Below are 10,508 nucleotides of genomic sequence, written 5' to 3'. Positions count from 1 at the left end.
GAACAGAAAAGTCAAAATCCTCGCCACGCTCGGACCGGCGTCCTCGGACGAGCAGATGATCCAGAAGCTGCACGAGGCCGGGGCCGATCTGTTCCGTATCAACATGAGCCATGCGAGCCACGACGTGATGCGCACGCTGGTGCAGCGCATCCGTGCCGTCGAAGCGCGTTGCGGCCGGCCGATCGGCATTCTCGGCGACCTGCAGGGCCCGAAGCTGCGCGTCGGCAAGTTCGCCGAAGGCAAGGTCGATCTGAAGGTCGGCCAGACCTTCACGCTCGACAACAAGGACAAACCCGGCGACAACACCCGTGTCTACCTGCCGCACCCCGAAATTCTCGAAGCGGTCAAGCCCGGTCATCGCCTGCTGATCGATGACGGCAAGCTGCACCTGAAGGCCGAAAAGACCGACGGCAAGAGCATCGTCACGACGGTTGTCGCCGGCACCAGGATTTCCGACCGCAAGGGCGTCAGCCTGCCCGATACACTGCTCGCCGTTGGCGTCCTGACCGACAAGGACCGTTCCGACCTCGACGCAGTTCTGGCGACCGGCGAATTCGACTGGGTGGCGCTCTCCTTCGTGCAGCGTCCGGAAGACCTTGCCGAAGTCCGCAAGATCGCCCGCGGCCGCGTCGGCCTGATGTCGAAGATCGAAAAGCCGCAGGCGCTCGACCGGATCGACGAGATCATCGAACTCTCGGACGCGCTGATGGTGGCGCGCGGCGACCTCGGTGTGGAAATGCCGCTGGAATCGGTTCCGGGCCTGCAGAAGCAGCTGACGCGCGCATGTCGCCGCGCCGGCAAGCCGGTTGTCGTTGCCACCCAGATGCTCGAATCGATGATCTCGGCACCGGTTCCGACCCGCGCGGAAGTCTCCGACGTCGCGACCGCGGTGTTCGAGGGTGCCGACGCCGTCATGCTTTCGGCCGAATCCGCCTCGGGTGAGTATCCGGTCGAGGCCGTTTCGACCATGGCGTCGATCGCCAGCAACGTCGAGCGCGACCCGCATTATTCCAGCATCATCTACGCGCAGCGCACCCCGCCGGAAGCAACCGGCGCCGACGCGATTTCGCTCGCCGCTCACCAGATCGCCGAGACGCTGCGGCTGTCGGCGATCGTCTGCTACACCTCGTCCGGCACGACAGGTCTTCGCGCCGCGCGCGAGCGGCCGCAGGTGCCGATCATCGCGCTGTCGCCGATCGTTCAGACGGCGCGCCGCCTTTCGGTCGTTTGGGGCCTGCACTGCGTGGTGACGGGCGATGCGACCGATCTTGACGACATGGTCAATCGCGCCTGCCGCATCGTCGCGGCTGAAGGCTTCGGCAAGCCCGGCGAGCGGGTCATCATCTCCGCCGGCGTTCCGCTCGGCACGCCCGGCGCCACCAACATGCTGCGCATCGCCTATATCGGCTCTGACGGCATGAGCGGCGTCTAAGATCAGCCCGACTGGCTGGTTACATCGTCTCTCGAGATATCAGGCGGGCTTCGGCCCGCCTTTTTATTGTCTCGAGATCGGTCGGCTGGCCGGACAGCTTCTCCAGTGCTGCGACCACGACGTCGGTCGCGACATAGTCCGGCTTGTGGCCGAGATTGCCGATCCATAAGAGCTCGGCGCCCTTGATGTCGCGGGCAAGGCCGCGCGAATGAATGTCAGCCAGGACGATACCGTCGCTGTCGCCGGTGATGATCACCGTCGGCGCCGAAATCTCGCGATAGCGTGGCGCGGTCGAGGTCAGGTAGGCGTGCAGCCTGGCGATGTCGCGCGCGTTGCTGAGAAAGGTGGAGGGGCGCAGCACCAGATGGGGCCCGGTCTTGGCGATGTAGTCCGCCGGTCGCGCATTGGGCGAGAAGATGGAATGGGTACCGCGCTCGATCCGCCGCTGACCGAGCGGCGTCACCAGCGTATGGGCAAACAGCCAGCCGACGAGGGGCAGGGCCGTCAGCTGGTAGTACCAGTCGATGCCGCCTGGCCAGGGATGTGTCGCTGGCGCAAGCAGCACGAGGCCGGCGGTCTTTTGCGGATGATGAAGGGCAAAGCTTGCAGCAATGGCGCCGCCAAGCGAATGGCCGACGACAATGGCGCGGCGGATCCCGCGCTTCTCCATAAGGGCGGCGATCGCCGCCGCCTGTCCGTCCGGCAAGTCGTTGGTCGCGCCGCCGCGCTCCGAATAGCCGTGACCGGGCCGGTCGACGAACAGCATCTCGGCGCGACCGTCAAGGGCGGGCGCGAAGGCGTGCAACTGGTCGAGCAGATTGCCGCTCGCGCCGTGGATGAAGACGACCGGCAGCAGGTCGGCGCCTTCGCCGGCCCGCAGGTGCACGCTGTTCATGTGGTAGCCGCCGATGTCGATCAGTTCGCCGACATTGGGAAACCGTCTGGCGAAGGCCCGTGCGTGCCACAGGCTGTAGACGATGCCCGCAAGCGGGAGTGCGATCAAGATAAGAGCGAACGGGTACATCGTCATCTGTCTTCCATCGCCGCTGCCAGCGGCGGAACGAGGGCGGTAGGCGGTGTTTCGTCACTGCCGGGCTGCAGCCTCAGCCATCCGGTCCAGATGTCGTCCACGGCGCGCTGGCGGGCAGCCACGAACTCCGGCAGCGCCGTGTCGCGCTCGCCCTTGCAGTATCGCCTGTCGCCACGGTCGACAACGAGAACAGGCGGAGCGCCGAACTGGTCCGCGGTGATGTCGACGATGTAATCGCCGCATTCGGCCCAGGCATGGCTTTGCCAGATCCCGTCGCAGAGGTAGCCGTAGGGGCCGATTTCGGGTTCGCCAGGCGCTGTGCGCGGGGTACCCGAGACCCAGCGCGCCTCAAAGCCTCGGGTGCTCAGGATCCGCACCAGGAAAAGGCTCGTGCGGCCGCAGGTCCATTGCGAGGAAACCGCCGGAGGGTCGCCACCCCATGCGCGATGCCAACCCATCCAGATCGGCTCGATGAAGCGGCGGGCGGCCGTCGCCAAGTCGAAGAGCGCAGTCGCATTGGCGGGAAGGGGCGTTGGCGGGCTTGGCACGTGACGACGCCGGATACGATCAGGTCTTGCTACCGGCGAGCTTCTCGGCGAGTTCTCCGAGCTTCTCCTGAGCGTTGCGATCGGCGGGATAGATTGCCAGGAATTGTTCCCAGGCGCGCATGGCGAGCTCATCCTTGCCGGCAGCGCCGAGGATCGCCGCCATGCCGGCAAGGGCGCCAAAGTGGCGGGGCTCTATTGTCAGCACGCGGTTGATGTCCGACATGGATTTTCGATAGTTGCCCATTGTGTAGTGCAGCGTCGCGCGCCTGTTCCAGCCCTCGACATAGTTCGGCGCAAGCGTGATCACCTGGTCGAGAATATCGAGGGCAGCAGCCTGCTTGTTGTCGCTGACGGCCTTGTCGGCCCATTGCATCAGGAGATTGACGGTGGCGCTGCCGGAATCCTGCCATTCCAGACGGATCTGGCTGGAAAGTTCACGCGCCTTGTCGGCGTCGCGTTCCTTCTTCAGGTCGGCAAACAGTGCGTCGATGCGTTGCTTGGGGGTGGTGAGGTTGGCGGGCGCCGTCTGGGCCGAGGCCTCCGCCGCGAAGGAAAAACTGCCAGCTCCGAAGGAGGTGGCGAGCAGGGCGGAACATGTCAAAATCAGGGGTACAAAAACTCGCATGGCGAGCATCTTAGCTCGCCACGGAATAACTTCAAAATCAAATCTGGGACATCACCGAGGTGATGTCCCCAACCCTGCTGGGCTCAGCCCTGGCGAGCCTTGAAGCGCGGGTTCGACTTGTTGATGATGTAGATGCGGCCCTTGCGACGAACCAGACGGTTTTCGCGGTGACGGGTCTTGAGCGACTTGAGCGAATTCTTGATCTTCATTTTCCTGATCCGCAGGTTTCGGGGAATGAAAATTCGCCCGGTATCTCTAACATTCAAAAGCGCGCCACTGAGCGCGCTCCTTTAAGGTGGGATGGCAAATACCGTGTCACCCCTGACGTGTCAACCGCAGGATGGGCCATTTTGCCGCCCAACCCCGCATTTCTGTGGTTCTCAGGCCCGGACAAGGCGGGTGGCGTGGCCCATCTTGCGGCCGGTGCGGGCTTCGGTCTTGCCGTAGAGGTGCACCAGCACGTCATCTTCGGCGAGCAGCGCCGGCACTCCGTCGAGGTCGTCGCCGATCAGGTTCCGCATGACGCAGTCCGAGTGGCGACGGGGATTGCCGAGCGGCAGACCGGCGACGGCGCGGATATGCTGTTCGAACTGCGAAACGACGCAGGCGGCCTCCGTCCAGTGGCCGGAATTGTGCACCCGCGGCGCCATCTCGTTGGCGATCAGGCTACCGTCTGCAAGCACGAAGAACTCGACGCCGATGACGCCGACATAGCCGAGTGCGTCGAGGATCGCCTTGGCAGCCTTGCGCGCGGCGTCGGCCGTCCCTGCGGTCACTGTCGCCGGGACCGTCGAGGTGTGGAGGATGCCGTTGCGATGGACGTTTTCGGCCGGGTCGAAGCAGGCGACCGCACCATCGGCGGCGCGGGCCGCGATGACGGAGATTTCCCGCACGAAAGGCACGAAGCTCTCAAGGATCAGCGGCACGCCGCCGAGTTCGTCGAAAGCGCCGGCCGGATTGTCCGCAGCCGAGCGGAAGACGCGCTGTCCCTTGCCGTCGTAGCCGAGGCGCCGGGTCTTGAGCACGCCCGTTCCACCGAAATCGGTGAGCGCCGCCTCGAGATCGGCCTGGCTGTCGACCGCGTGGAAACGCGCCGTGGCGATGCCGCTGTCATTGATGAAGCGTTTCTCGACGAGGCGGTCCTGCGCGACCTCGAGCGCCTTCGGAGGCGGGAACACGGGGCGTTGCGCGGCCAGCCGCTCGGCGGCCGCGACTGGCACGTTCTCGAACTCATAGGTGATGATGTCGCTGACGGCGGCGAGCCTGTCGAGCGCATCTTCGTCGTCATAGGCAGCGACGATCTGCTCGTTGGCAACCTGTGTCGCCGGACAGTCGACCTGCGGCTCCAGGATGACAATGCGGAAGTTCAGTCGGGCGGCTGCCATCGCCAGCATGCGGCCAAGCTGACCGCCGCCGATAATGCCGATGGTGGTCATTGCTCGTCCACCGGGTACTCGGCGACCGCAATGGTCTGCTGCTCGCGCCAGTCGTCGAGCCGGTCGGCAAGGTCGTCGTCGCTGAGCGCCAGCACGGCTGCGGCGAGCAGGGCGGCGTTAACGGCGCCGGCGCGGCCGATCGCCAGCGTGCCGACGGGGATCCCGGCCGGCATCTGAACGATCGAGAGCAGGCTGTCCTGGCCGGACAGGGCCTTGGATTGCACCGGTACGCCGAAGACCGGCAGGGGCGTCATAGAGGCGCACATGCCCGGCAGGTGCGCGGCACCGCCGGCGCCGGCGATGATCACCTTGAAGCCCTCGTCGCGCGCGCCTTTGGCAAAGCTGACGAGCCGGTCCGGGGTGCGATGTGCCGAAACGATGCGCGCTTCATAGGGAATGTCGAGTGCGTCGAGCGTATCGGCCGCGTTCTTCATCGTCTCCCAGTCCGACTGGCTTCCCATGATGATGGCGACGGGTGGGGTCGTGGTGTCGATCACGTTTGTTCTGTTCCGCGTTCAGGCGATGATGTCGGGAATGATCTGGTCTTCGATCTTGCTGATCTTGTCCTTGATCGCCAGCTTCTTCTTCTTCATGCGCTGGACTCTCAGCGCGTCGCAGCCGGTCTCGATCATGGCGTTGATGGCGGCATCATAGTCTTCATGTTCCTGCCTCAGCCGCGCGGCGGTCAGTCTGAGTTCGGCCTGGTCCTGGTCCGGCATGCAAAGCGATCCCCATCAGCCCGGTTGCGAAGTCCTCCTCGAACCGGAATTTCATGCGCCGCTCTATCACATCTTGGGCGGTAACGGGAAGTTATCCGTCGTCATCATTTCGCCTTCGACAAATGAAAAATGGCGTGGCACAGTAGTAAGGTTACAACCATGAAACATCCGGCATTTGCGTGCCGGATGCAAGCAAAAGGAAGGGACTGCCAAATGACTGTTGAGGCTCATCTTGCAACGCTTGAGAAAAAACATGGCGCCCTGGAGCAGGAGCTCCACGTAGCGATGAATCAGCCGTCAGTGGAAGACGAACTGATTACCGATATCAAGCGAAGGAAGCTGCGCATCAAGGACGAAATCGAAAGGCTTCGCTCCTCGACTCACTGATTATCAACGGTATTTCCCAGAACCATCGGGAAGCGCCATCTCCCCTCTGAGTAGGCGCAACAAGGTTTAGAACCATCCCCCACAGTGGAATATACGGATTTTTGGACCGGGCCTGATGCCCGGTCCGTTTGTTTTGGGGAACGCCTCTTCGGGCTCAAGACCAGAACTGGTCGAGCCACAGGTTGAGGCGGTCAAATCCCGGCCGGTTGATGGTGTAGATGCGGCGGGTGCCGCTCGCCGATACCGAGACAAGATTGCAGTCCAGCAAGGCTTTCAGGTGCTGCGAGACGGCCGGACGGCTGATCGGCAAGCCCTCCGCCAGTTCGTTCACGGTCCGCGGCGCACGCCGCAATTCCTCCAGCAGGTGGCGCCGGTTCGGGTCTGCGATGGCATCGAAAGGGTCCGCGATCGTCATGGGCAAACGTTAGGCGAAATTTTGCGAGGCAGCAAGAATTTTGTGCGGTGCGAAAGGCTAATTTTGCTTTGCAATATTTCCGCAATACTTGAGCGGCGGTTCAGCCGGTGGCGAGCAAGCTGTTTACACCGTCCCAAAGCAGTTTCGAGCCTGCCAGGAACGCCATCGTGTACATGAAGGGATAGAAGACCTGCGGCTTCATGCGGCGCACGATGAGGGCACCGCACGCGGTTGCGACGATCGCCAGCGGAAACAGTGTCGCCGAGATCTTCAGGTTGCTCAGGTCCAGCTGTCCAAGCGCGAAATAAGGGATCAGCTTGACTGCGTTGAGGATCGCAAAGAAGCGCACGATCGTGCCGGTGTATTCGCGTGGCGGCAGTTGCAGCGGCAGGGCATAGATCTGGAACGGCGGCCCGCCGGCATGCGCGACGAAGCTGCCGTAGCCGGCAAAGGACCCCCAGAGTGCTGCCGGCCCGGCCCGCTGTTTCTTCGGGGCGATCGTGATCCCGTTGCGGGCTCGCCAGACATTGTAGACGTATCTGAGAACGAACAGCACCGTGATCAGGCCGATGATCAGGCGCAAGAGGTCGCGCGATACGTAAGCCGACGTCGCCCAGCCGATCAGGATGCCGGCGATGGCGCCGGGCAGGAGCATCAAGAGTGTCGTGCGGTCACCATGCTTGCGCCACATCCAGAGCGAGACGAGATCCATCGCGATCAGGATCGGCAAGAGCAGGGCAGCCGCCTGCACCGGCGAAACCGCCAGCGACAGGATCGGCACGCCCATCAGCGACAATGCTTCGCCCATACCGCCCTTGCTCAAGCCCACGAGCAGAACGGCCGGGATTGCGATAAGATAGAAGTCGAGATCGGGAAGCATGAGGGGCGGTTGATCCTTTTGCAGTCTCCGTCTATCGGTTTTCGGGAATGAAATCGAGCGCTGGTTTCGCGGGCTCCCGCGGGCGCAGCCGGAAATGGATATGTGACGATGACAACAGAACGCTGCCGACTGGTGCTGATCGCGCCCGACATGCCCGATGCGGCGGAACGGGCAAGGGTGCTCGGCGACGCGCTGAAGGGTGGCGATGTCGCTTCGGTCATCGTGCCGCAATACGGGCTCGACGATGCCGAATTCCAGAAGCATGCCGAACGGCTCGTGCCGGTTATCCAGGAGGCGGGTGCGGCCGCGCTGATCGAGGGCGATTCCCGCGTGGCGGGACGCGCCAAGGCGGATGGTCTGCACGTCTCCGGCAATGCCGAGGCGCTTGGCGAAGCGGTCGAAAAGCACACGCCGAAGCTGATCGTCGGCGGCGGCAATGCGGCTGACCGCCATCACGCGCTGGAAATTGGCGAGGTGCGCCCGGACTACGTGTTCTTCGGCAGGACCGACGGCGACATCAAGCCCGAGGCGCATTCGAAGAACCTGGCGCTTGCCGAGTGGTGGGCGTCGATGATCGAGATTCCCTGCATTGTCATGGGCGGCACCGATCCGCAGTCGGCGCTCGCCGTCGCCGAGACCGGCGCCGAGTTCGTCGCCCTTCGCCTTGCCGTCTTCGGCGAGCCGGGCCAGGGGCCTTCGGTCGTCGCCGCCGTCAACGCACTTCTTGACGAAAAAGCGCCACGGTTTGAAGATTAAGACGTGTCGATGCTGAGCCGACTGTCTTTCAGATTGAACCGGGGCCTGCCCCTTTTTGCCGTCGCGTTCGCGCTGGCGCTGCCTCTCCATGCGCAGGAGCAGCCGGCCGGGGACGATGCGGGCGTCGAAAAGCGCGGCCGCATCACACCCTTCAACGGGGCGGTCCTGCCGGAAGGCATGACCCCGAACAAGGCGGACGAAAAGTCGGGTGGCTCTCAAGGCAAGACGCCGGCAGACGGTGCAGCGCCATCGGCGGGCGTCGGCGTCTTTGACCGCATGGGTGCCGAACTGCCGGCGCTGCCTGCGGAAAAGCCCTTTGCCGGCAAGGTCGATGATGCCTATGGCGCCTTCCAGCGCGGCTACTACCTGACCGCCATGGACCTCGCATTGCCGCGGGCGCAGCTTGGCGACCCGGCCGCGCAGACCTTGATCGCGGAGATCCTGCAGCAGGGGCTCGGCGTCGTGCGCAACCCACAGCAGGCTGCGTTCTGGTACGGCCAGGCGGCGGAAAAGGGCGACCCGGCGGCGATGTTCAAATACGCGCTGATCCTGATGGACGGGCGCTACGCCAAGCGCGACCGGAAGAAGTCCGAAGACCTGATGAAACAGGCGGCCGATCTCGGCAACGGTTCGGCGCAGTTCAACTACGGCCAGACGCTGGTCGCCGACAACCCCGGGCCGAAGGGCCTGAAGCTGGCGATGCCCTATTACGAGAAGTCGGCCGAACAGGGGATCGCGGATGCGCAGTACGCACTGTCGCAGATCCTGGTCAATGTCGACGGCATTGACGAGGGCAAGCGGGCGCGCGCCCGCGAATGGCTGATCCGCGCGGCCCGTGCCGGGTTCGATACCGCCCAGCTCGATATCGCCATCTGGATGATCGAGGGCATTGCCGGCGAGCGGAACCTGGAGGACGGCTTCGGCTGGATGCGCCGGGCAGCCGAGGGCGGCAACGTCGTGGCGCAGAACCGGCTTTCGCATCTCTACGTCAACGCCATCGGCACGCGCCCCAATCCGGTCGAGGCAGCCAAGTGGTACGTGCTTTCGCGCCGCGCCGGGCTCAAGGACGATGCGCTCGAAGATTTCTATCTGGGGCTCAACGAAGAGCAGCAGAAACAGGCGCTCAGCGCCGCCAACAAATATCGTCGGAGCTGATCGGCCGCGATTGTGGCCGATTCTTCGAGAGTACGGCGGCCGAAACGCCATTTCGCTTGAACTCTTGGGGCTTTTGTGGTTCTGAGACCGCGGTTTTGCTCGACGTGCCGAAATTGACGGCAACAGCGAGCGGAGTGATCATTCACTCGGTTTTTTGACGATGGAGCTGGATCTGCGGTTTGCCTGGAAGCGGGCAATTCGGGCCTTGTTCCGTCCAGCAGGTTCACCGTCCGACCGAGCGCGCTCGATCGGCTCTCGTCTTCAAAGGGATCGCCAAATGGCTCGCTCAGCTCTTCTCAATGTCATGGTTCAGGCCGCCTTCAAGGCTGGCAAGTCGTTGTCCCGCGATTTCGGCGAAGTCCAGAACCTGCAGGTCTCGCTCAAGGGCCCCGGCGACTATGTCTCCCAGGCCGACCGCAAGGCCGAAAAACTCATCCGCGAAGAGCTTCTGAAGGCTCGGCCGACCTACGGCTTCCTCGGCGAGGAAGGCGAAGAGATCATTGGCACCGACGGCGCCCATCGCTGGATCGTCGATCCGCTCGACGGCACCACCAACTTCCTGCACGGAATCCCGCATTTCGCGGTCTCGATCGCGCTTGAACGCCAGGGCGAAATCGTCGGCGCCGTCGTCTTCAACCCGGCGACCGACGAACTCTACACCGCAGAGCGTGGCGGCGGCGCCTTCCTCAACGACCGCCGTCTGCGCGTGGCCGCACGCAAGCATCTCTCCGACGCGGTGATCGCCACCGGTACCCCGCATCTTGGTCGCGGCAACCACCGCAAGTACCTGATCGAACTGCGCCACGTCATGGGCGAAGTCGCAGGCATTCGTCGCATGGGTTCGGCGGCGCTTGACCTTGCCTATGTGGCGGCCGGCCGCTTCGACGGTTACTGGGAACGCGACCTTGCCGCCTGGGACATTGCAGCCGGCGTCCTCCTCATCCGCGAGGCCGGTGGCTGGGCACACGATATCAACGGCGGCGCCAAGCCGGTAGACGACGGTTCGGTCGTCTGTGGCAACGAATACATCGTCAAGGCGCTGACGGAGGTCGTTCACCGCCCGGTGCCGACCAAGTAAACGGCAGACCTCACTTCGTCTTTAAGCCTCCGATGCGGATCCGCATC

Annotated in this window: 14 protein-coding genes; 5 read left to right on the top strand and 9 right to left on the bottom strand. The window is 63.8% G+C overall.

The window, feature by feature from the left end; genetic code table 11:
- Nucleotides 1-1,432: pyruvate kinase (pyk, locus tag VGO12_RS06910; protein ID WP_327511981.1), on the top strand; the 1,432-nt coding region annotated here is incomplete at its 5' end.
- A 19-nt stretch (nt 1,433-1,451) separates the two neighbouring features.
- Here pyk and VGO12_RS06905 read toward each other — a convergent pair.
- From VGO12_RS06905 to VGO12_RS06875, 7 genes are all read right to left on the bottom strand, one after another.
- The gene (locus VGO12_RS06905; protein WP_327511984.1) at nt 1,452-2,456 is read right to left on the bottom strand and encodes an alpha/beta hydrolase; all 1,005 of its coding nucleotides are present in this window, start codon (nt 2,454-2,456) and stop codon (nt 1,452-1,454) included.
- A gap of 2 nt (nt 2,457-2,458) precedes the next feature.
- On the bottom strand, nt 2,459-3,010 hold the full coding sequence (locus tag VGO12_RS06900; RefSeq protein ID WP_327511980.1) for a hypothetical protein: 552 nt from the start codon (nt 3,008-3,010) through the stop codon (nt 2,459-2,461).
- 19 nt (nt 3,011-3,029) lie between these two features.
- Complete coding sequence (locus VGO12_RS06895) at nt 3,030-3,644, bottom strand: hypothetical protein (protein WP_327511979.1); 615 nt, start codon at nt 3,642-3,644, stop codon at nt 3,030-3,032.
- Between the two features lie 74 nt (nt 3,645-3,718).
- On the bottom strand, nt 3,719-3,844 hold the full coding sequence (ykgO, locus tag VGO12_RS06890; RefSeq protein ID WP_034806120.1) for a type B 50S ribosomal protein L36: 126 nt from the start codon (nt 3,842-3,844) through the stop codon (nt 3,719-3,721).
- Between the two features lie 171 nt (nt 3,845-4,015).
- Nucleotides 4,016-5,071 (bottom strand): 5-(carboxyamino)imidazole ribonucleotide synthase, encoded by a 1,056-nt coding sequence (locus VGO12_RS06885; RefSeq protein WP_327511978.1) that lies wholly within the window; start codon nt 5,069-5,071, stop codon nt 4,016-4,018.
- Nucleotides 5,068-5,532, bottom strand: a complete 465-nt coding sequence (gene purE, locus VGO12_RS06880; protein WP_327511983.1) for a 5-(carboxyamino)imidazole ribonucleotide mutase — start codon at nt 5,530-5,532, stop codon at nt 5,068-5,070. Before purE ends, VGO12_RS06885 begins: the two co-directional genes overlap by 4 nt.
- Before the next feature lie 54 nt (nt 5,533-5,586).
- Nucleotides 5,587-5,790 carry a YdcH family protein gene (locus VGO12_RS06875; protein ID WP_034806122.1) on the bottom strand — a complete coding sequence of 68 codons (204 nt, stop codon included), beginning with the start codon at nt 5,788-5,790 and terminating at the stop codon, nt 5,587-5,589.
- A 213-nt stretch (nt 5,791-6,003) separates the two neighbouring features.
- Between VGO12_RS06875 and VGO12_RS06870 the strand changes: the two genes are divergently transcribed.
- On the top strand, nt 6,004-6,177 hold the full coding sequence (locus VGO12_RS06870) for a YdcH family protein (RefSeq protein ID WP_034806123.1): 174 nt from the start codon (nt 6,004-6,006) through the stop codon (nt 6,175-6,177).
- 154 nt (nt 6,178-6,331) lie between these two features.
- Here VGO12_RS06870 and VGO12_RS06865 read toward each other — a convergent pair whose 3' ends face one another.
- Nucleotides 6,332-6,592, bottom strand: coding sequence for a metalloregulator ArsR/SmtB family transcription factor (locus VGO12_RS06865; RefSeq protein ID WP_327511977.1), 261 nt, complete (start codon nt 6,590-6,592; stop codon nt 6,332-6,334).
- Nucleotides 6,593-6,692: 100 nt separating this feature from the next.
- Nucleotides 6,693-7,472 carry a sulfite exporter TauE/SafE family protein gene (locus VGO12_RS06860; protein WP_327511976.1) on the bottom strand — a complete coding sequence of 260 codons (780 nt, stop codon included), beginning with the start codon at nt 7,470-7,472 and terminating at the stop codon, nt 6,693-6,695.
- A gap of 108 nt (nt 7,473-7,580) precedes the next feature.
- Between VGO12_RS06860 and VGO12_RS06855 the strand changes: the two genes are divergently transcribed.
- The 3 genes from VGO12_RS06855 (at nt 7,581) to VGO12_RS06845 (ending at nt 10,461) form a co-directional block, all read left to right on the top strand.
- Nucleotides 7,581-8,228, top strand: a complete 648-nt coding sequence (locus VGO12_RS06855) for a thiamine phosphate synthase (RefSeq protein ID WP_327511975.1) — start codon at nt 7,581-7,583, stop codon at nt 8,226-8,228.
- Between the two features lie 9 nt (nt 8,229-8,237).
- Complete coding sequence (locus VGO12_RS06850; RefSeq protein ID WP_327511974.1) at nt 8,238-9,383, top strand: tetratricopeptide repeat protein; 1,146 nt, start codon at nt 8,238-8,240, stop codon at nt 9,381-9,383.
- A 277-nt stretch (nt 9,384-9,660) separates the two neighbouring features.
- Nucleotides 9,661-10,461 carry an inositol monophosphatase family protein gene (locus tag VGO12_RS06845; RefSeq protein ID WP_327511973.1) on the top strand — a complete coding sequence of 267 codons (801 nt, stop codon included), beginning with the start codon at nt 9,661-9,663 and terminating at the stop codon, nt 10,459-10,461.
- The last annotated feature ends 47 nt before the right edge of the window (nt 10,462-10,508 follow it).

The sequence above is a fragment of the Ensifer sp. genome, assembly GCF_035999135.1.
Taxonomy (GTDB): domain Bacteria; phylum Pseudomonadota; class Alphaproteobacteria; order Rhizobiales; family Rhizobiaceae; genus Ensifer.
Note: the sequence above shows the minus strand (reverse complement) of the source record. Positions and strands in the feature narration are given on the sequence as shown.

What these genes read in the sequence shown, in the direction of transcription:
- VGO12_RS06870 (WP_034806123.1), top strand. Translation starts at nt 6,004, where the DNA reads ATGACTGTTGAGGCTCATCTTGCAACGCTTGAGAAAAAACATGGCGCC.
- VGO12_RS06865 (WP_327511977.1), bottom strand. Translation starts at nt 6,592, where the DNA reads ATGACGATCGCGGACCCTTTCGATGCCATCGCAGACCCGAACCGGCGC.
- VGO12_RS06850 (WP_327511974.1), top strand. Translation starts at nt 8,238, where the DNA reads ATGCTGAGCCGACTGTCTTTCAGATTGAACCGGGGCCTGCCCCTTTTT.
- ykgO (WP_034806120.1), bottom strand. Translation starts at nt 3,844, where the DNA reads ATGAAGATCAAGAATTCGCTCAAGTCGCTCAAGACCCGTCACCGCGAA.
- VGO12_RS06895 (WP_327511979.1), bottom strand. Translation starts at nt 3,644, where the DNA reads ATGCTCGCCATGCGAGTTTTTGTACCCCTGATTTTGACATGTTCCGCC.
- VGO12_RS06860 (WP_327511976.1), bottom strand. Translation starts at nt 7,472, where the DNA reads ATGCTTCCCGATCTCGACTTCTATCTTATCGCAATCCCGGCCGTTCTG.
- VGO12_RS06905 (WP_327511984.1), bottom strand. Translation starts at nt 2,456, where the DNA reads ATGTACCCGTTCGCTCTTATCTTGATCGCACTCCCGCTTGCGGGCATC.
- VGO12_RS06845 (WP_327511973.1), top strand. Translation starts at nt 9,661, where the DNA reads ATGGCTCGCTCAGCTCTTCTCAATGTCATGGTTCAGGCCGCCTTCAAG.
- VGO12_RS06855 (WP_327511975.1), top strand. Translation starts at nt 7,581, where the DNA reads ATGACAACAGAACGCTGCCGACTGGTGCTGATCGCGCCCGACATGCCC.
- VGO12_RS06885 (WP_327511978.1), bottom strand. Translation starts at nt 5,071, where the DNA reads ATGACCACCATCGGCATTATCGGCGGCGGTCAGCTTGGCCGCATGCTG.
- VGO12_RS06875 (WP_034806122.1), bottom strand. Translation starts at nt 5,790, where the DNA reads ATGCCGGACCAGGACCAGGCCGAACTCAGACTGACCGCCGCGCGGCTG.
- purE (WP_327511983.1), bottom strand. Translation starts at nt 5,532, where the DNA reads ATGGGAAGCCAGTCGGACTGGGAGACGATGAAGAACGCGGCCGATACG.